Origin of the sequence: Paeniglutamicibacter sp. NPDC091659, from assembly GCF_044756805.1 — a bacterium.
GTDB lineage: Bacteria > Actinomycetota > Actinomycetes > Actinomycetales > Micrococcaceae > Paeniglutamicibacter.
The window spans coordinates 466327-485286 of record NZ_JBIVTO010000001.1 but is presented as its reverse complement, the minus strand read 5'-3'; the positions used below and the strand labels follow the sequence as shown (position 1 = coordinate 485286).

General features: G+C 63.1%; 15 protein-coding genes. 9 read left to right on the top strand and 6 right to left on the bottom strand.

Annotation, left to right across the window (positions count from 1 at the left end):
• Window positions 1-105: 105 nt before the first annotated feature.
• The 4 genes from ACIQLF_RS02235 (at window position 106) to ACIQLF_RS02220 (ending at window position 4759) form a co-directional block, all read left to right on the top strand.
• A complete protein-coding gene (locus tag ACIQLF_RS02235) occupies window positions 106-1515 on the top strand; it encodes an APC family permease (RefSeq protein ID WP_400293961.1) in 1410 nt (469 codons plus the stop codon).
• 157 nt (window positions 1516-1672) lie between these two features.
• Window positions 1673-3166, top strand: coding sequence for an aminopeptidase P family protein (locus tag ACIQLF_RS02230; protein ID WP_400293960.1), 1494 nt, complete (start codon window positions 1673-1675; stop codon window positions 3164-3166).
• Window positions 3167-3224: 58 nt separating this feature from the next.
• Window positions 3225-3821: a TetR/AcrR family transcriptional regulator gene (locus ACIQLF_RS02225; RefSeq protein WP_400295007.1), complete on the top strand. Its 597-nt coding sequence runs from the start codon at window positions 3225-3227 to the stop codon at window positions 3819-3821.
• Window positions 3818-4759, top strand: a complete 942-nt coding sequence (locus ACIQLF_RS02220; protein WP_400293959.1) for a DMT family transporter — start codon at window positions 3818-3820, stop codon at window positions 4757-4759. Before ACIQLF_RS02225 ends, ACIQLF_RS02220 begins: the two co-directional genes overlap by 4 nt.
• Before the next feature lie 55 nt (window positions 4760-4814).
• Here the strand turns inward: ACIQLF_RS02220 and ACIQLF_RS02215 are convergent, their stop codons facing one another.
• Both ACIQLF_RS02215 and ACIQLF_RS02210 read right to left on the bottom strand, forming a co-directional pair.
• Complete coding sequence (locus tag ACIQLF_RS02215) at window positions 4815-6248, bottom strand: flavin monoamine oxidase family protein (RefSeq protein WP_400293958.1); 1434 nt, start codon at window positions 6246-6248, stop codon at window positions 4815-4817.
• A gap of 226 nt (window positions 6249-6474) precedes the next feature.
• Window positions 6475-7902, bottom strand: a complete 1428-nt coding sequence (locus ACIQLF_RS02210; RefSeq protein WP_400293957.1) for a flavin monoamine oxidase family protein — start codon at window positions 7900-7902, stop codon at window positions 6475-6477.
• Window positions 7903-8392: 490 nt separating this feature from the next.
• Between ACIQLF_RS02210 and ACIQLF_RS02205 the strand changes: the two genes are divergently transcribed.
• The 4 genes from ACIQLF_RS02205 (at window position 8393) to ACIQLF_RS02190 (ending at window position 13078) form a co-directional block, all read left to right on the top strand.
• Window positions 8393-9310, top strand: coding sequence for a phosphate/phosphite/phosphonate ABC transporter substrate-binding protein (locus ACIQLF_RS02205; RefSeq protein WP_400293956.1), 918 nt, complete (start codon window positions 8393-8395; stop codon window positions 9308-9310).
• Between the two features lie 28 nt (window positions 9311-9338).
• Window positions 9339-10187: a phosphonate ABC transporter ATP-binding protein gene (gene phnC, locus ACIQLF_RS02200; RefSeq protein ID WP_400293955.1), complete on the top strand. Its 849-nt coding sequence runs from the start codon at window positions 9339-9341 to the stop codon at window positions 10185-10187.
• Window positions 10184-11893: a PhnE/PtxC family ABC transporter permease gene (locus ACIQLF_RS02195; protein WP_400293954.1), complete on the top strand. Its 1710-nt coding sequence runs from the start codon at window positions 10184-10186 to the stop codon at window positions 11891-11893. The genes phnC and ACIQLF_RS02195 overlap by 4 nt, the downstream gene beginning before the upstream one ends.
• A gap of 69 nt (window positions 11894-11962) precedes the next feature.
• Window positions 11963-13078 (top strand): alcohol dehydrogenase catalytic domain-containing protein, encoded by a 1116-nt coding sequence (locus tag ACIQLF_RS02190; RefSeq protein WP_400293953.1) that lies wholly within the window; start codon window positions 11963-11965, stop codon window positions 13076-13078.
• Window positions 13079-13589: 511 nt separating this feature from the next.
• Here the strand turns inward: ACIQLF_RS02190 and ACIQLF_RS02185 are convergent.
• The gene (locus tag ACIQLF_RS02185) at window positions 13590-14318 is read right to left on the bottom strand and encodes an HAD hydrolase-like protein (protein WP_400293952.1); all 729 of its coding nucleotides are present in this window, start codon (window positions 14316-14318) and stop codon (window positions 13590-13592) included.
• 76 nt (window positions 14319-14394) lie between these two features.
• On the opposite strand from ACIQLF_RS02185, the gene ACIQLF_RS02180 reads away from it, so the two are divergent.
• Window positions 14395-14862 (top strand): Lrp/AsnC family transcriptional regulator, encoded by a 468-nt coding sequence (locus tag ACIQLF_RS02180; protein ID WP_400293951.1) that lies wholly within the window; start codon window positions 14395-14397, stop codon window positions 14860-14862.
• Window positions 14863-14868: 6 nt separating this feature from the next.
• On the opposite strand, the gene ACIQLF_RS02175 is transcribed toward ACIQLF_RS02180, so the two are convergent.
• The 3 genes from ACIQLF_RS02175 to ACIQLF_RS02165 form a co-directional block, all read right to left on the bottom strand.
• Window positions 14869-16278, bottom strand: a complete 1410-nt coding sequence (locus ACIQLF_RS02175) for an aspartate ammonia-lyase (RefSeq protein ID WP_400293950.1) — start codon at window positions 16276-16278, stop codon at window positions 14869-14871.
• 101 nt (window positions 16279-16379) lie between these two features.
• A complete protein-coding gene (locus ACIQLF_RS02170; protein ID WP_400293949.1) occupies window positions 16380-17792 on the bottom strand; it encodes an aldehyde dehydrogenase family protein in 1413 nt (470 codons plus the stop codon).
• Entirely contained in the window at window positions 17785-18837 is a 1053-nt protein-coding gene (locus ACIQLF_RS02165) for a homoserine dehydrogenase (protein ID WP_400293948.1), read from the bottom strand. The genes ACIQLF_RS02170 and ACIQLF_RS02165 overlap by 8 nt, the downstream gene beginning before the upstream one ends.
• Between the last annotated feature and the right edge of the window lie 123 nt (window positions 18838-18960).

Genomic DNA, 18960 nt, shown 5'->3' with positions numbered 1-18960 from the left:
ACACCCATAAGTCTCACCAACAATCCCATTGTGTAGCCCATATTGAAAGGCAATGCTATGACTGACCGACCCGCGAATGTTGCGACCGCACCAAATAGAGGAGAGATGAAGAGCAAGCCCTCGGGAACGCTGAGCGCCCGACACATTGTGTTCTTCGTGATCGCCGCCGCCGCGCCCCTTGGCTTCGCTGTCGGGTCCATTCCGTTGGCTATCGGTCGCGGCGGAATTGGTACCGCTGCAATGTTCCTCGTTGCAGGAGGATTCCTTGCGTTGTTCGCAGTGGGGTATGTAGCCATGACCCGATTCGTCCCAAACGCGGGCGCTCTTTTCTCCTACATTTCAGCCGGCCTCGGACGTCCCCTCGGAATCGGGGTGGCATTCGTCGCCGCCCTCGCATACGCACTCGTATCAGCGGGAGCAGTTGGCCCATTCTCTGTGTTTGCTGAGCAGATGACCCAGTCGCTTTTTGGGGTAACTGTGCCGTGGCCTGTATGGGCAATCGGCGGAGTTGTGGTCATGGGTATTTTGGGACAACTCAACGTTGAGCTCAATATGCGGGTGTTGGGCTTCTTCATGATCGCTGAGGTGACGGTCTTGGGTGTCCTGGGTTTGGCGGTTACCTTCCAAGGTGGAGCCACAGGACTTTCGTTGGCTGCATTGAGCCCAAGCACTATTGCACAGGGGCAAATTGGAGTGGTTCTCCTCTTCGTCTTCGCCGCCTTCGCGGGATTCGAAGCCACCGCGTTATTCCGCGAGGAGGCGAAGCACCCTGTCCGCACCCTTCGACGTGCAACGTTCGGGTCGATAGCTGTCATCGCACTATTGCAATCGTTTGTCGCCTGGTCAATTGTTCAGGCGTTCGGTGCGACTGTTGTGGACGTCGCAAACGCTACGCCCACCGAAATGTTCGCCATCGCCGCCCGAAATTATGTTGGCGACTGGTTCGCGAATCTCATCACGATCCTTGTTGTATGCAGCTGGTTTGCCTCCATTAGTGCCTTCCACAACGCTACGACGCGATACCTTCATGCGCTTGCGCGTGATCGTGTGCTTCCGGCCGTGTTCGCCCGTCGTTCCCAGCGCACCAACGCACCATGGGTTGCCAGCCTCACCCACGCCATATTCACGCTTGTCTTGATCATCCTTTGCATCGTGGCAGGTCTAGACCCCTATCTGGACCTCTTCGTGCTTGGCAGCGTGCCAGTAGCCGTGAGCATCCCGGCCATGGAGTGCCTAACCGCAATCGCCATAATTTCCTTTTTCCTAAAGGACCGGCGGGGCCTGTCGGCATGGGTCACGTATGTTGCGCCGGCGATATCGGCCCTAGCACTTGCCGTCGTTGTCTACCTGGTGTTGGCGAACATGGAGTTCTACACCGCGCAGACAGGAGCGATCAACTGGATCCTTCCCGGAATCAACCTCGTTGTACTTGGCCTCGGGGTGTCCAGGGCATTGTGGATGAAGTATCGGTCCCCTCGACTCTACGAAGGCATCGGCCGATACGGCCTTGAATAGGTTGGCCTTGGACAGCGCCATGGCTGTCGCCGGACCTGTGACAGCGCCGGACAAATAACAGAACGGAGGGTAGCCAGGTGCCGGAGGCCCCGGCTACCCTCCGTTTCGTCAAAACGAACCCACCACTTACTTAAAAACCCCTTGGAAGGTGTACCGAATGACCTCAACGGAAGCAGCCATTTCGACTACGAGCAGCCCCACATCAAACCGTTCAACCACACCGGGCTCCGAAAGCTTCAAGTCTTACATCGGCGGCAACTGGGCCGAACAAGCGATGGCGCTGCCGCGTCCACGGGAGCAGGCGGCATTCGCCGCAGCGAGACGTGCACGTGTTTCCGGGCGTTATCCTGGTGTTCGCCTCGTCGTGGCTGCCGGCAAGCTCAAGCCACGCTCGAATGACATGGACTACGCTTTCCGTGCACACTCCGCTTTTGCATGGCTCACGGGTTGGGGCAGTGATTCGGAGCCCGGTTCGGTTCTGGTTTTCGAACCGACAAGCCATGGCCATGATGTAGTGCTCTACTTTCATGAGCGTGCGGGACGTGAGTCCACGGAGTTCTACTCGAACCCCGCAATTGGCGAGTTCTGGATCGGGCAGCGGCCCTCACTCGCCCAAGTCGCAGCAGATCTTGGCATCGAGACCCGCGGAATCGCAGAACTGGACACCGTCCTCGAGCGGGCCTCGGTAGACGGAGCATCTGCGGGGTACCAAATGCTCACCCTCATCGAGGCGGATCCCGCGCTGACGATCAAACTCGGTGCCCGGCATCCAGACGCGTTGGAACATGATGCGCAATTCGCCCGGGATCTTTCAGAGCTTCGGCTCATCAAGGATTCCTACGAGGTGGAACAGCTACGGGCAGCGATCGCCGCCACAAGGCTAGGGTTCGCTGATGTCCTAGCCGACATGCCCCGTATCCGTAGCCATGCCCGGGGAGAGCGGATCATCGAGGGAGTCTTCAATTGCCGCGCACGCGCCGAAGGCAATACCACCGGTTACAACACCATTGCCGCAGCCGGCGCACACGCATGCGTCCTGCACTGGACCCGTAACGACGGCCCGGTTGCCGATGGCGACCTCGTGCTCCTCGACGCCGGCGTGGAAATGGACAGCTATTACACTGCCGATATCACCAGAACGTTTCCCGCGAACGGGAAGTTTTCGCCTGCCCAGCTAAAGGTCTACGAAGCTGTGCTTGAAGCGGCGGATGCGGCTTTGGCCGTCGTTCGACCTGGCATTAGATTCCGCGATATACACGAAGCAGCGATGACAGTCATTGCACGCCGAACTGCAGAATGGGGCCTGTTGCCTGTCTGCGCCGAGGAAGCCTTGAAGGTGGAGAACCAGCAACACCGCAGGTACATGATTCACGGAACAAGCCATCACCTCGGTCTCGACGTGCATGACTGCGCTCAGGCACGCCGCGAAATGTATCTCGAAGGTTTCCTCGAGCCCGGCATGGTGTTTACCATCGAGCCGGGACTCTATTTCCAGGCGGATGATCTCACCGTACCGGAGGAACTACGAGGAATCGGAGTCCGGATTGAAGACAATATCTTAGTGACGGCTGAAGGCGCCGAAAACCTTTCCATTTTGATCCCTCGAAACGCTCGGGACATCGAAAAATGGATTGGCAAAGCTGCGACCTAAATGCGGCTAACAGCGATCAGGTAGGTAGACTGGTCTACCTACCGAGAGTTGTAATGTGATGGGTGAAATTGTGGGCCGGCAACGTCCGGCAAGGGATCGGCTGCTGAAGGCTGCGGCGGACTTGTTCTACGCGCACGGGATTGCGGCGACCGGCATCGACGCGATCACCGAGCAGGCGGGCGTGGCGAAGAAGAGCCTGTACAACAACTTCGCGTCCAAGGACGAGCTGGTGCTCACCTATCTCACCGAGCGGCACCAGGAATGGCTGGATCTGCACAGGCTGCGCGCGGCCGAGGCGCGGACGGCCCGTGACCGGGTGCTGGCGGTGTTCGACGCCTACATCGACCACGCCGAGGCAGCCTACTCCCACGGGTTCCGCGGGTGCGGGCTGCTCAACGCCGCGGCCGAGCTGCCCGCCGGCGCTCCCGGGCGGGCGGCGGTGCGGGAACACAAGGAACAGGTCGAGTCGATCCTGACCGAGTCGCTGACCGGGGCCCTCGACGCCGAACTGGCCGCGGACCTCGCCGAGGAACTGTCATTCCTGCTCGAAGGGGCCGTGGCCCGAGCCGGACTGGAAGGAACATCCGACCGTCTGGTTCGCGCCAGGACCATCGCCGCCGCACTGGTGGATGCCGAGTTGGAGGACACGGCATGAGCCGCGGGAGGCTGCTCGCCATCGGGGCGATCACCATCACCTCGATCCTGTGGGGCACCACGGGAACCGCAGCGACGTTCGCACCCGATGCCGGCCCGCTGGCGATCGGAGCCGCGGCACTCGGAATCGGCGGCATCCTGCAGGCACTCATCGCTATTCCCGCAATGCTGGCCAACCGCGGTCGCCTGCGCGCCAACCTGCCCCTAGTCGCAGTGGGCGCCGTGTCGGTGGCGATCTATCCCCTGGCGTTCTACAGCTCGATGCACCTGGCCGGGGTGGCACTGGGCACCGTCGTGTCGCTAGCCTCGGCCCCGCTGGCTTCCGGGGTGCTGGAATGGTTCGTGCAACGCACCCCGCTCGGCCGGTGGTGGATGGTTGCCGCCGGACTCGGCATCATCGGCAGCGTGTTGCTGTGCCTGTCCAAGATGGCCGACGGACCCGATGACGCAGGCAACACCCTCGCCGGCATGGCCCTCGGGCTTGTCGCCGGCGCCACCTATGCCTGCTATTCGTGGTGCGCCCGGCGCCTCATGGACCGAGGCGTCGGGCGCCCCGCCTCGATGGGTGCGGTGTTCGGTGCCGGAGGCGTCCTGCTCCTCCCGGTGCTCATGCTGACCGGTGCACCGCTGGTCGCCAGCACCCAGGCGTTTGCCGTGGCTGCCTACATGGCACTGGTCCCGATGTTCCTGGGCTACGTGCTTTTCGGCTACGGTCTGGCCCGTCTGGGCGCCAGCACCGCAACCACCATCACCCTGAGCGAGCCGGCGGTCGCCGCGATCCTCGCGGTGGCGGTCGTCGGTGAAACCCTCAGCCCCGTGGGCTGGACCGGATTGGCCATCATCGGAGCGGCGCTTGTCATTCTGGCCTTTGCACCTGCCAACGCACCGCCATCTCCAACCGACTCCCGTCCTGCCGAGCGCAAAATAGCCATTCGATAATGCGCAGCGGGGGGCGTTGCCGTGGCGGCAACGCCCCCCCTCCGTGGAGCAATCCCTAACGCAAAGCAGTCAGGGCCAACGTTGCGGCCTTGGTTCCCGAATCGCGCGAGCTGTGAATGGTGCTGGTCGTCATGCCGGCCCAGAACAGCACGCCGCCGACCGGATCGCTCAGGCCGCTGCGGCGCGAGAACGGTCCCGGGTAGGCGCCCAACGCAAACCTGTCTTTGGACCAGTCATACGTCGTGGCCCCCACATGCTGCAGGCCCGGATCGCCCGCAAGCTTGCGGACGGTCTCAAGTCCCGCCTGGTGCCGTTCGGCCACCGGAAGGTCGAGCAGATCCTGGGCCTTTCCTCCGGTCATCCAGGTGACGATCAGCTGCCCCCTGTATCCCGGGGTGCCGAGCGAGGCATCCCACAGGGTCGGCGGGTTCTCGGAGAACAATGCGGCGACGTCCCAACGGCGCGGGAGCGCAGGATCAGCGGGCACCACGGGTTCGGCGAATTCCAGGATTCCCTTGAAGACCGGCAGGTAGCTGATCTCGTCGATGGCCGTGCGGCGTGTGTCGGGCAGCGGCGGGTCGAACTTGATGGCACCGGATTTCAGCACCCCTCCGGGCACCGCCATGACCACCACGCGGGACTTGAACGACCCGTTGCTGGTGTGCACGTCGACGCGGTTCTTGCGGTATTCGATGGTGTGGACAACGCTGGAGTGGCGGATTTCCAGGCCGCGCACCAACGGCCTGAGGACCTGGTCGTACCCGCCGATGACCCGGTAGTCGCCGTACTCCTCCGGCGGCATTTCACCCGAGTACTGCTGCATCTCCAGGACGAACTCGAGCTCTCCGGCAACCCTGCTCGCCGGCAGGACGTCGAACTGCTCGGAGTCCCCCTCGATGACCCAGAAGTAGATCGGGTAGTTCGAGCGCGGAATCCCGATCCTTGCCAACCAGGTTTCCGCCGATTCCCCGACCACCGGCCGTGGTATCTCGCCCGGGAAGGTCGGAGCACCCTGCGGGAAATGGAAGGTGTCAAAGTTCTTGGCGCTGTTCCACACGCTGTCGTTGACATCGGCCTTGGCGAACTTGTCCTCCCAGCGATGGGTCTTCAGGTTCTGCTGGCGGATCAGGTCCCAGGTGGAAACGTTGTGGCCGTGGACCAGCTCGCCCCCGCGCTCGTGCGGGATGCTCAGCGAGGTGCGGTCGGTCCACATGCGGCCGCCGATCCGGTCCCGGGCCTCGATCACCAGGACCTGTTTGCCGGCGTCGGTGAGCTTGCGGGCAGCGCCGAGTCCCGCGGCACCGGCGCCGATGACGATGGCGTCCCACATGCGGTTCAGTGATCCCAGGCCGTTTCCCTGGCTGGCGCCCGGGCTTGCACCGGCCGTCAGCAACAGGCCGGCGGCGGCAGCCGCACCGGCTCCGAGCACTGTACGCCTGGAGACGTTTCGAAGCGGGCGATCGACTTCTTGAGGGTTTTTGGGCTGCATAGGGATTCCTTCGGTGATTGGCGACGCTGCGAGGTTTCAAAGTGCCTGCCGATCACCCAACACCCTCGGGCGAATGCGCATTGGGTCACACCCTAACAATCGTCAACACAGTTGTCCATGATGTTGACAATGCTGTTGATTAAGGTTTGGGCATGATTCCGCCCGAACGCACAAGCCCGCGTTGGCCGCCGCTCCCTGCGGCGGCCAACGCGGGCTTCGCCTGCGGCTAGGCCCGCCGCAGGGCGGTCAGCGCCAGGTTGGCGGCCGCCGTTCCCGAATCCCGCGATTCATGGACGGTACTGGTGATCATGCCGGCCCAGAACAGGACCCCGCCGACGGGATCGCTCAGGCCCTCGGTCTGCGAGAACGGCCCGGGGTAGGCACCCAACGCAAAACTGTCCTTGGACCAGTCGTACGTCGTGGCTCTCAGATGCCGCAGACCCGGGTCGCCGGCCAGCTTCTGGACAGTTTCAAGACCGGCCTCGATCCGCTGGGCCACCGGCAGGTCGAGCAGCTCTTGGGCCTTGGCCCCGGTCATCCACGTAACAATGAGTTGCCCTGCGAACCCCGGGGTGCCGCGCGAAGCGTCCCACAGGGTCGGCGGATTCTCGGAGAACAGCGCGGTCACGTCCCAGCGGGGCGGGAGCGCCGCGTCCGCGGGCACAACTGGCGCGGCAAACTCCATGATGCCCTTGAACACCGACAGGTAGCTGATCCCGGCGATGGCCGCGCGACGCGCAGGCGGCAGCGGCGGGTCGAAGGTGATCGCACCCGATTTCAACACGCCCCCAGGCACCGCCATGACCACCACGCGGGACCTGAACGAACCGGCGTTGGTGTGGATATCGACGCGGCCGGCGCCGTATTCCACGGTGTGCACCACGGTGGACTTTCGGATGGTCACGCCGCGCATCAGCGGCTTGAGGACCTGGTCATACCCGCCGATGACGCGGTAGTCTCCGTAGGCTTCCGGCGGCATGGTGCCCGAGTACCGCTGCATGTCCATGACGAACTCGAGCTCCTCGACGAGGAAGTCCGCAGGCAGGACGTCGAACTGCTCGTAGTCGCCCTCCAGCACCCAGAAGTAGATCGGGTAGTTCGAACGCGGAATCCCGAGCCGCGCCAGCCAAACCTCGGCCGTCTCCCCGGCAAACGGCCGCGGAACCCTCGGAGGCAAGGACGGTACGCCCTGCGGGAAATGGAAGGTTTCATAGTTCTTTGCGCTGCCCCAGGCGCTGTCGTTGACGTTGATCTTGGCGAACTTGTCTTCCCAGCGGTGGGTTGTCAGGTTCTCCTGACGGATCAGGTCCCAGGTGGAGACATCATTGCCGTGGACCATTTCCCCGCCGCGCTCATGCGGGATGCTCAGCGAGGTGCGGTCGGTCCACAGTCGACCACCGGTCCGGGCCCTGGCCTCGAGCACCAATACCTGCTTGCCGCCATCGGCAAGTTTGCGGGCAGCACCGAGCCCTGCCGCACCGGCGCCGACGACGATCGCGTCCCAGGTGTAGGTGGATGCCGCCGCTGCCGACCACGGGCTGGCCCCGGCCGTGAGCAACATGCCGGCTGCGGCCGCCGCGCCGGCCCCGAGGATGGTTCGTCGGGAAACATTTCCCGTGGCCTTGTCCTGAGGCCGAAGGTTTTCTGACTGCATAGAGCTTCCTTTCGTAGTCCGCGACGATGCGGGGTTTCAAAGTGCCCTGCCATTAGCCAGCCCCCACCGGCAATTGTGCATTGCGTCACACGCTAACAGTCGTCAACACTGTTGTCTACGAAGTTGACAATGACGTTGTCGATGAAATCGAGTACTTGGGACAGCCCATCCCATCCGCACGCAGGAATCCTCGAACGCCCACTTCAAGGGCGGGACCGGTGCAGAGTTGTCTGGTCAACTCAACACGGGAGCCGCCACCTTGTCCGGCACCAGACTCGGTCGAACATGTCCATGTCGCCTCACGACACTTTTGCCTCACCACGCAGGTCAAGGGGACAACGCCCACTCGAAAACCAACACCAGAAATGCAGGGTCCATTCACCGGCAGTTCACCGATTTGGTGGTTGATGGTTGAACTTGATGAATATCGTCGACACTCGGCACAGGCTCCTGTGCACACAAGATGATGACTCCCGAAGGAACCAGCACCGTGTCTACTCGCACCAAGATCTCGGCCCTCACCCTCGCACTCCTCGCCACCGTTTCCCTGGCGGCATGCTCGGCGACTCCCGCCGGAAACGCACAGACCCCCGAGGCCGCAGCCGGCTTCGCCAAGGACGCCAACACCCTGGTGTTCGGCGTGGTTCCGGACTCCGTCGACACCGAAACCAACTATCAGCCGCTGATGGACTACCTGGCCAAGGAAACCGGCAAGACCGTCGAGTACCACGAGTCCACCGACTATGCAGCGCTCATCGAAGCCTCCATCGCCGGCAAGATCGACGTTGCCTCCTTCTCCGGCTTCACTTACGTGACGGCGGCCAACAACGGCGCCAAGATCACCCCGGTCTCCTCGATCGTCACCTCGGAAGGCCAGGAGCCGGGTTACTTCTCCCAGGCCATCGTGCCGGTGGACAGCGACATCAAGAGCATCGCCGACATGAAGGGCAAGAAGGTCTGCTTCGTTGACCCGTCCTCGACCTCCGGATACCTCTTCCCGTCCTACAACCTGGGCAAGGCCGGCATCAACGTGGATTCCGACATCGAGAAGGTCTTCGCCGGCAAGCACGATGTTTCCGTGACCAAGGTCGGCGAGGGCAAGGAGTGCGAGGCAGGCTTCGCCGAGGACAGCGAGGTCGCCAAGAGCGACAAGGTCAAGGTCATCGACCAGACCATGGTTCCGGGCGCGCCGATCGTCGTCTCCGACAACCTGCCGGAGGAACTGCGCACCGAGGTCGCAGGCCTGATGAAGGACCTGACCATCGACGAGATCGCCGCAGCCGGCATCAAGGGCGCCGACTCCGAGGGCTTCAAGGCCGTCTTCTTCGAGACCAAGCCGGTGGACGATGCCTACTACAACACCATCCGCGACATCTGCAAGAGCACCAACGCCGCGCAGTGCCAGTAGTTACCAAGTAGATCGAGGGATGGAACAGGTGAACAAGGTGTCTGGACATGCAATCACGGCCACGAACGTGGTCAAGGTATTCGGCGACAAGGCGGCGCTCAAGGGCGTCGACCTGGCCATAGAACCGGGCGAAATGGTGGTGTTGCTGGGCCTCTCGGGATCCGGGAAGTCGACCTTCCTGCGGCACGTGGACGGGTTGGAAACACCGACCAGCGGCACGCTGAACGTCCTGGGCCAGGACCTCACCACGCTCTCGGGCAAGGAGATGCGCAAGCTGCGCTCCAAGGTGGGCTTTGTCTTCCAGCAGTTCGAACTTGTTCCATCCCTGACGGCACTCGAAAACGTGCTGACCGGTGCGCTGTCCACGCTCAGGGGTCCGCGCCTGGGCCTGGCCACCTACCCGCGCCGCCTGCGCGTGAAGGCGTTGGAAACCCTTGAGCGGGTCGGCCTGCTCGAGCGGGCCTACGCGCGCGCCGACACCCTTTCCGGCGGGCAGCAGCAGCGCGTCGCCATTGCCCGCGCACTCATGCAGGAACCCGAGATCCTGCTGGCCGACGAACCCGTCGCCTCGCTGGATCCGGAATCGAGCAGGGTGGTCATGTCGCTGATCCGCGAAATCGCCCGCGAACGCAACCTCACGGTCCTGTGCTCGCTGCACCAGGTGGATCTGGCACTCTCCTGGGCCGACCGGATCATCGGCCTGCGCGAGGGTGCCGTGGTCCTGGATACGCCGACCGCCGGCCTGGGCCGCGCGGAGGTCATGGAGATCTACGGCAAGGTCTCGGTCGAACCCGCGACCGCGGCGGCACCCGCCACGGCCGACGCGGAACCCAAGCACGCCGCATCCCTGGCCTACAGCGGGGCAGCCACCTCATGAGCGTCGACACCCGGATTCCCGCACCGAAGCCGGCACCGGCGCCCACCGCCGTGACGGCCCGGAGCGGGGCCCTGCCCCGCCCCACGCCCGAGCGCACCGCGGTGGTGCTGACCCTGCTGGCCATCGTGGGCATCTCCATCTACTCGCTGGCCAAGGCCGAGATCTCGGTTTCGAACATGCTGGGCAGCATCTCCAATGCCGAGCGCTTCCTGGCCCGCGTTGGCACCGTCAAGTTCCCGCCCCTGGCGGAATTGCTGGAGCTCACGGGGCTCACCCTGGGCCTGGTGCTGACCGGCACGCTGCTGGCAGCCGCCCTGTCCGTGCCGGTGGCCTACATCGCCGCGGCAAACACCACCCCCGGCCCGGTCTTCCAGGCCGTGGGCCGCTTCATCACGGTCTTCACCCGCGCCATCCCCGACGTCGTCTTCGCCATGGTGTTCATCCTGGTGTTCTCCATCGGCGCGCTGCCGGGCATCCTGGCCATCGGCCTGCACTCGATCGGCATGATCTCCAAGCTCTTCGCCGATGCGATCGAGCAGATCGACGAGGGGCCGCGGCTGGCCATCCGTGCCTCCGGCGGCACCAAGACCCAGGAATTCATCGGCGGCGTGCTGCCGCAGGTGCTGCCGTCTTGGATCGCCACGGTGCTGCACCGCAACGACATCAACCTCCGCGGTTCGGTGATCCTGGGCTACGTGGGTGTCGTGGGCCTGGGCCTGGAAATGTCCCATGCGTTCAAGTCGCTGAACTACTCGCTGGGCGTCGGCATCGCGATCGTGATGTTCATCCTCTGCGTGGCCATGGAACTGGTTTCCGGCGCCATCCGCAAGGTCCTGCTGGGACACACGTCGGACACCTCGCGCAGCACCGCCAAGCGCGCGACGGCCCGCCGTGCGGCACGCGCCGCCGCACCCCTGACGGCCCACTCGCGCAGGCCATGGACCATGGCCCGCGTGCGCAACCTCGCCTGGGGTTGGGGCGCCGTCGCCGCGGCCGTTGCGGGCGTGTGGGTCTGCGACATCAAGTGGAGCGACCTGCTCGAGGTCTGGCCGAAGCTTCCGGCCATCATGGCCCAGTTCTGGCCGCCAAACTTCGGCTCCTACGACTTCGCGACCATGGCCTCTGCCATGGGCAAGACACTGGCCATCGCCCTGGCCGCGGTGATCCTGTCACTGGTCTTCTCCCTGGTGCTGGGATCCTTCGCCGCACGCAACGTGGCACCGAACGATTCGGTGCGCACGGTTTCGCGTCTGGCCCTGGTGATGGTCCGCGGCGTCCCCGAGATCATCCTGGCGATCCTGCTCATCGTCATCACCGGGCTGGGCAGCCAGGCAGGCATCATCGCCCTGGCCTTCGCCGGTGTGGGGCTGCTGGGCAAGCTGATCGCAGACTCCCTCGAGGAGGTGCAGACCGGTCCGCAGAAGGCGCTCACCGCCACCGGCGCCACCCGTTTCCAGACCTACGTGTCCGCCACGCTGCCGCAGGGCGCCCGCGCCATCATCGGCCACAGCTTCTACCTGCTGGATTCCAACATCCGTGCCGCGACCGTCCTTGGCATCGTCGGCGGCGGCGGCATCGGCTACTACCTGCTCAATGCGGGCCAGGGGTCGAACTACCAGCTCGTCAGCTCGATCGTGCTGATGATCCTCGTGACCGGGCTCGCCGTCGAGGGCGTCGCCATGTGGGTGCGCAAGGTCTTGCGCTAGGCCCTTTCCCCGGCACCCCGACACATCCACTCCCCTACCGCCGCCCCCTACCCCTAGGCCGATAACCCCATGCCATCAACACTCAGGTTCGCCCCGACGCCCATCGCCATGGCGTGGAAGGGACCGGGTCTCCCCCACGAAACAGTCGCCGTACCGCAGATCCACTTCAACGCGGGCGACGCCCTCGTGGAGGTCGAGTATGCGACGATCTGCGGATCCGACATCCACACGACCTCGGGCCACAGAAGCGCCGCACCTCCCCTGGTGCTGGGCCATGAACAGGTCGGCCGCGTGGTCGCCGCGACCCCGGAAGCCGCGCTGCACGACGGCACATCGCTGGCGGTCGGCGACAGGGTCGTCTGGACCGTCACCGTCAGCTGCGGGGATTGCGGCACCTGCAACCGGGGCCTTCCGCAGAAGTGCGAGAAGATCCTGAAGTACGGGCACGAGCGCATCGGCCGGGGATGGGAACTCAACGGGGGCTTTGCCACCCACGTGCACGTGAAGGCCGGCTCCGGAATCACCCGGGTTCCCGAGGGGATTCCCGCCGCCATCCTGGCGCCGGTTTCCTGCGCCACCGCGACCGCCGCGGCGGCCCTGCGCGCCGCCACCGGACGTGGCCCGATCGCCGGGGCGACGGTCGTCGTCTCCGGCGCGGGAATGGTGGGCCTGAGCATCATCGCCATGGCGGTGGCTGCAGGAGCGAAGGTGGTGGCGCTGGACCCCGCACCGGAACGCCGCGCCATGGCACTGAAGTTCGGGGCCGTGCTTGCCCTTGACCCGATGGCCGGCGACGCCGCGGACGCCCTCGTGGCGGCGGAACTGGGTGACCCGCTGGTGGTCTTCGAGGCCTCCGGCGCCCCGGCCGCCGTCAAGTCCGCCATCGACTCGCTGGGCATCGGCGGGATCGCCGTGCTGGTGGGAAGCGTTTCGCCCGGCCCGGAGGTCGGGATCGACCCCGAGGCCATCATCCGGGGGCTGAAGTCGATCGTCGGCGTGCACAACTACACGGCCGACGACCTGGCCACCGCCGTGGATTTCATGTCCCTCAATTGGAACAAGATGCCCTTTGCGGACCTCGTCGGCCCCCGGTTTTTCCTGCACGAACTCGACAAGGCGCTCGCGATCGCGAAGACAGGTGCCGACGTCCGCGTCGGCATACAGCCGGAGCGAACCACCGGTTAGCCCCGGGAATCCCCCACAGCCGACCCTCGCCTCGGCTGTTCCGGTCGCAGATCGGCTGAGCTGACGCCGCGGAGCGGGACTGTCCGGTCCGCTCCCGGTTGCACGGCGCAGGGCATCTTGCAACCGGGAGCGACGTCGTTCACATCCACCGGCACCATACGCCCCTGGGTCAGCCCCGCGGGCCGAAGATAAACCGCCAACAGCGTCTTTGGGTCAGCCTCTCAAGTGCGGGGAAAATGGACCCCGCGCAGTCCTTTTGTTTCGTCGACCGATAAAATCCGCCGCCCCTTCACCGCGCATTTTTGCGGGGCGGGGCATGCGCGAATCGGAGTGCCGCGGATTTCCAACGTATCTAGTTGTGTGTGTTTTGCTGGTTGGGTGTCGCGTTGGGACGGGGGATCGGCATACGCGGTAGGTGCAACGGGGCCAGGGCAACGGGTCAGATCTGCGGCTCACCTGAAGTCTCTGGCAAAGAGCGGATCGCCGATGTCTGTTGGTTGAATTCTTGGACTCATCGCACGGGAGGATTGTCCTGCTGGACGACTGACCAACGACTGTTGTTCAAGATCAGCGGCAGCAGGTCCGCAGGGGAGGTGGCCACCGCGGCCGCATGTGACGCTTCCTCGGCTTTACCGTACCCCCAGAGTGCAAATATCGTGGGGATTCCATGTTCGGCTGCTCCAGCAACGTCGTAGCTTCGGTCTCCGACCATTGCGGGTTTGGAGATGTCTACGCCTTCGGATTGGAGTCGGAGCAACAATTCGGCGATGACGTCTGCCTTGCTCGATCTTCCCTCGGCGTCTGAAGCTCCGCATACGTTGACGAAGTGGCCTTCAATTCCAAACCTCCGTGCGAGTCTTATTGCTTGGTCTTCCACCTTGGAAGTGGCCACAGCCATTGGAATGCCGGCCGAGTGCACGTGTTTAAGCAGGTCCATGATCCCGGCGTATGGGCTGGATTGTTCAGCGCCATGATCGGCGTACGCTTTGCGGTAGTGTTGGAGGGCCTTTTGAGCGGTTTTTTCGTCCAGGTTTAAGACTGTTCTGAATGATTCGATCATCGGCGGACCGACGAGTCGGCGCAGTTTGTCCATAGGGGGGACTGGCGCGCCTACAGCTGCCAAGGCCTGGGCAGCACTTGCTGTAACGCCGGGTGCTGAATCCAGGAGTGTTCCGTCCATGTCGAACAGAATGCAGGTTACGCCCGTGAGTGAGGGCCCGGTCTGGTGCAGAAGTGTCATTTTTCGAAGGCTCTCGGTTTTGAAGTTTGGTTCCGTTCCGGTGGTGCCCGGAGGATTATCGCGGTGAAGGGTAGGGATGGATCGAGTGAGTCTTGATCAGATAGATCAGAGAATACTTGCGGAGCTCACGAAAAATGCTCGTATGAGCCATGCACAGCTGGCTACCAAAGTCCTTCTTTCGAGGAATGCTGTGCGCCAGCGGATAGAACGGATGGAACGGCAAGGGTATATCCAGGGGTACACGATTATTGCCGGCCCACCGGGCCAGCGCCCGGTGTCCGCTTTCCTGATGGTTTACAGGAAAGACCGGGTTCGGGGAGCGGAAGTCGTCTCCGTACTACGGTCGATTCCGGAAGTGGTTCTGTGTGATGTCGTGAGCGGTGACTTTGATCTTCTGGTGCGGGTCGAGGCACGGTCGCTGGAACGGGTTCAGGAGATATGGGAACAGATCGCGGCTATTCCCGGCGTCAGGGACACAGTGACGGCCATGACGCTTTCCAACTACATCAGCCGAGGCGCCGGAGGCGCCCGAACCACCGAGTGAAAGTTGTCAAACTCCGGGCATTCCCGCACTTCTGACAGGTAGTACGGCGGATTCAAGCAGTGACTGAGCCGTGTCCCGGTCCAAGAGGTTTCTGCGGGTGACAATGTCCAGAATGGTTGATCCGTCCCGGAGGGCTTCCTTAGCCACTGTCGCTGCTGCGGCATACCCGATAGCCGGTATCAAGGCCGTTGCAAGCCCCACTGAGGCTGCCGTCTGGAGGGAGAGGCGTTCGGTGTTCGCTTCAATGCCCTCCATGCAGTATCGACGAAGAATGCGTGATCCTTGTTCGAGCCATGAAATGCTCTGGAGAAGGACATGGGCAATGACAGGTTCGAAGGCATTGAGCTGGAGTTGCCCGTTGTCTGCAGCCATCGTTACCGTAGTGTCAGATCCGGCGACCGCGAAGGCAATCTGATTCATGGCCTCCGGGATGACAGGGTTGACCTTTCCCGGCATGATTGACGACCCTGCCTGACGCGAGGGCAGGATGATCTCGCCGAAGCCGTTCTGTGGACCGCTCGACAGCAGCCGGAGGTCGCTGCTGATTTTGGAGAGCTTTATGGCAGTGCGTTTCAGCATGCCCGACATGTGCATGAAAAACCCCACGTCGGACGTCGCTTCGATGAGATCGGCGGCCGGAAAGACCGGGACGCCCGATACCTCGGACAGGGCCCGAAGCACGTGTTCCTGATACCCAGGTTCGGCGGTGATGCCGGTCCCGATGGCGGTGGCACCTAGACTGCACTCGAGCATCAGCGCTGTGGATTCCATCAGCCTGGAGCGGTCTTCTTCCAGCGTCGCGGCGAAGGCATCGAACTCCTGCCCAAGGGTCATCGGGACGGCATCCTGAAGCTGGGTCCTGCCCATCTTCACGACGTCGGCGAATTCAGCACCCTTGTTGCGGGCAGATTCGGCAAGTTTGCCCAACTCGTGGTCGAGTTCGGCGGTGGCGAAAATGAGTGCCAGCTTGATCGCCGTTGGATAGACGTCATTGGTGGATTGGCACCGGTTGACGTGATCAATGGGGTGAAGGTGCTGGTATTCCCCGCGGCGGTAGCCCAGTTTTTCCAGCGCTAGGTTGGCGATCACCTCGTTGGCATTCATGTTCGTACTCGTGCCCGCACCGCCCTGAATGACGTCCACACAGAACTGTTCGTGGTGATGTCCGTCCTGGATTTCCTGGCACGCTTCGCGGATCGCTGTCGCTTCCCGGGGGCTGAGGATGCCCAGTTCGCAGTTGGCCTGCGCCGCAGCATTCTTGATCATCGCCAAGGCACGAACCAGGTGCCGGTGGCGGGAGACGGGAATCCCGCTGATGGTGAAGTTGTCCAAGGCCCGGGCCGTGTGTGCTCCCCAATAGGCTTTGGCCGGTACAAGTACGTCCCCGAGCGAGTCCGTCTCGATGCGCGTGGTCATTGGTTTTCTGTCCTCTGTTGTGTGGAAGTTTGCGTAGTTGCGTGCCGCTTGCTAGGCGGAATTGGAGGGGCTCGGGTCCCGGTCGCGCCCCTCCAATTCGATCAGTTCTTGATGCAAATGACCTTTGGCTGGGTCATCTCCTCGTACGCGAAATGGACGCCCTCCCTGCCCATGCTTCCGTACTTAGCCCCGCCGAACGGCATGCCGTCGAACCGGTAGTCAGAGGAATCGTTGATCATGACACCGCCTGCTTCAAGCTGACGGGCTGCGTCCATGGCCTTGGCCAAGGAGTCGGTGAATATGCCCGCATGAAGACTGAACTCGATGGCATTGGCGACTTCGATGGCCTCTTCGAAGGTGTTGAATTTACGGAGCATGACCACAGGGCCGAAAACCTCTTCCTTCCACAAGCTGCTGTCCGCCGGGACGGCTTCCAGGACGGTCGGCTGAAGCACGTTACCGTCCGTGACATTGCCCGAGAGCAGGACGGCTCCGGCGTCCAGGGCCGCGTCCAGCTTGGCCTGGAGCGTCTGCAATGAAGTGGAGCTGATCATTGGCCCGACATCCGTCCGTTCATCCATTGGATCTCCGGCAACCAACCGTGCCGTTGCTTCCAGAAAGCGCTGGCGGAACGCACCGTACACCGGGGCGGCAACGAGGATTCGCTGCACCCCCACGCAGTTCTGGCCGGCGGCCCAAAATGCTCCCGAGACGCAAGATTCCACCGCGTTCTCGATGTGGGCATCGTCCAGGACGATCACAGGTGCGTTTCCGCCAAGATCCATGGATAACTTCTTCAGGCCTGCCGTGCGGGCGATGCTCTCACCAGTGGAGAACCCCCCGGTGAATGACACCATTCGCACATCCCGGGAACTGATGATTGATTCGGCCACCTCGCGGTCGCCATGCACAATCGTGAGGGCCTCCGGCGGGAGCCCGGAGCATATGAGGGCGTCCGTGAGCAGCTGGGCCGACATGGGAGTCAGCGCAGAGGGCTTGAGGATCACGGCGTTTCCCCCAGCGATTGCCGGGCCGATCTTGTGTGCCACCAGATTGAGTGGGTCATTGAAAGGAGTGATCGCGGCAATGATACCCAGCGGTTCGCGCGAGTACCATCCGGTGCGGTCCTCGGAACCCTCATATGAGTCAAAGGGGATGACTTCACCCGCGTTCCGGCGCGCTTCGGCAGCGGAGAGGCGGAGCGTGTTGACCGCGCGGAGCACTTCTTTCCGTGCCTGGCGGATCGTTTTTCCTGACTCGGACACAATCGTTTGCGCGAACTCTTCGCTGCGCTGCTCAATTTCAGTCGCGGCTCCGTCCAGTATCTTCCCGCGTGCGCTGCGGGACAGTGCCCCTGCCTTCCTGGCTCCGACGCGGGCCGTTTCAATCACGGCATTGCCGTCGGTGGCGTCGAGCAGCGAAACCGCGCCTACCACTCTGCCGTCGTAGGGGCTCGTCACTTCAAGGAACTGCGGCAGGGCCGTTTCCGTCGAAAACAACGTGGAATCAGACATTTGCAGCTACTCCCGTCTTGGCTCCGTGCATGGCGATGATGTCAGAGAGCAGCGCGTAGGCCGTCTCCACGCGGCCGGCGCCAGGTCCTGAGACGGTTACCGCACCCAACAGGTCGGTGTCGAAGGACACGGCATTGGTTGCCCCGGACACCCCTGCAAGCCCATGTTCGAGGGGAAGCGCTACAGGCGACACGCCTGCTGTCACTGAGCCGTCCAGGTTCCGCCGTGCTGCACCGACGAGCTTCCAGCGGCGTCCCTCGCGGGCTGCCTTCTGGATGTTCTCCGGCGTCACGGTCGAAATCCCCTGCCGCTGAACGTCCTTGAGTTCCATGCCGGCGTCGAGTAGCTCGTTGGCGAGGATGAGGACCTTGAGCTGAACGTCGTAACCCTCGATGTCTGCTGCAGGGTTTGCCTCGGCGTAACCGAGTTCCTGTGCCTCGCTGATGGCAGCTTCGAAGTCCAGTCCGGCTTCCATCCGCCCGAGTACATAGTTGCTGGTGCCGTTGAGGACGCCTTCGAAGCCGTTCAATTTCAGTCCCGAGAACATTTTCTTGGCCAGGCGGATGACGGGAGTGCCGCTCATGACAGCGCCCTCGAACTCGAAGTGCACGCCGTTCTGTTCGGCCATGGAGGTCAACTCGGCACCGCGGAGGGCAACCGGACCCTTGTTAGTAGTGCAGACACTCTTGCCGGATTCGAGTGCCCACCTCACATGGGAAACTGCCGGCTCGCCGTCTTCAGGATTCGTGAAAGTCGCCTCGCAGATGATGTCGGCGGTGCAGTTGCGGATAACCGATTCGTTATTGGTGTCCGCAGATCCGCCATGCGCGGCAAAGGTTTCGCTGCCACCGTCCAGATTGAGGACGAGGTCGAGGTCGATACCCTCGGGTTGGACCAGAGATCCGAGTCGCAGGTCAGTGATGGCCACAACCCGCAGGCCGAAGCCAAGTTCGGAACGAAGTGTCTCACCGCGTGTTGCGATCAGATTGGCCAGCGTCCTGTTGACGCCGCCGAAGCCGATCAGCGCAATGTCGTAGGTGGTCATGGTGCTCCTTCAGTCAGTTACATCGGTCCTCCCATACTCTCCGCATTCCATGTCAGTCAGTGCATGTGATTGTGACCGAAACACAGGGCGAACTGACCAGCTGACTGCCGATTCGACATCGAC

What these genes read in the sequence shown, in the direction of transcription:
- ACIQLF_RS02235 (WP_400293961.1), top strand. Translation starts at nt 106, where the DNA reads ATGAAGAGCAAGCCCTCGGGAACGCTGAGCGCCCGACACATTGTGTTC.
- ACIQLF_RS02230 (WP_400293960.1), top strand. Translation starts at nt 1,673, where the DNA reads ATGACCTCAACGGAAGCAGCCATTTCGACTACGAGCAGCCCCACATCA.
- ACIQLF_RS02225 (WP_400295007.1), top strand. Translation starts at nt 3,225, where the DNA reads ATGGGTGAAATTGTGGGCCGGCAACGTCCGGCAAGGGATCGGCTGCTG.
- ACIQLF_RS02220 (WP_400293959.1), top strand. Translation starts at nt 3,818, where the DNA reads ATGAGCCGCGGGAGGCTGCTCGCCATCGGGGCGATCACCATCACCTCG.
- ACIQLF_RS02215 (WP_400293958.1), bottom strand. Translation starts at nt 6,248, where the DNA reads ATGCAGCCCAAAAACCCTCAAGAAGTCGATCGCCCGCTTCGAAACGTC.
- ACIQLF_RS02210 (WP_400293957.1), bottom strand. Translation starts at nt 7,902, where the DNA reads ATGCAGTCAGAAAACCTTCGGCCTCAGGACAAGGCCACGGGAAATGTT.
- ACIQLF_RS02195 (WP_400293954.1), top strand. Translation starts at nt 10,184, where the DNA reads ATGAGCGTCGACACCCGGATTCCCGCACCGAAGCCGGCACCGGCGCCC.
- ACIQLF_RS02190 (WP_400293953.1), top strand. Translation starts at nt 11,963, where the DNA reads ATGCCATCAACACTCAGGTTCGCCCCGACGCCCATCGCCATGGCGTGG.
- ACIQLF_RS02185 (WP_400293952.1), bottom strand. Translation starts at nt 14,318, where the DNA reads ATGACACTTCTGCACCAGACCGGGCCCTCACTCACGGGCGTAACCTGC.
- ACIQLF_RS02180 (WP_400293951.1), top strand. Translation starts at nt 14,395, where the DNA reads ATGGATCGAGTGAGTCTTGATCAGATAGATCAGAGAATACTTGCGGAG.
- ACIQLF_RS02175 (WP_400293950.1), bottom strand. Translation starts at nt 16,278, where the DNA reads ATGACCACGCGCATCGAGACGGACTCGCTCGGGGACGTACTTGTACCG.
- ACIQLF_RS02170 (WP_400293949.1), bottom strand. Translation starts at nt 17,792, where the DNA reads ATGTCTGATTCCACGTTGTTTTCGACGGAAACGGCCCTGCCGCAGTTC.
- ACIQLF_RS02165 (WP_400293948.1), bottom strand. Translation starts at nt 18,837, where the DNA reads ATGACCACCTACGACATTGCGCTGATCGGCTTCGGCGGCGTCAACAGG.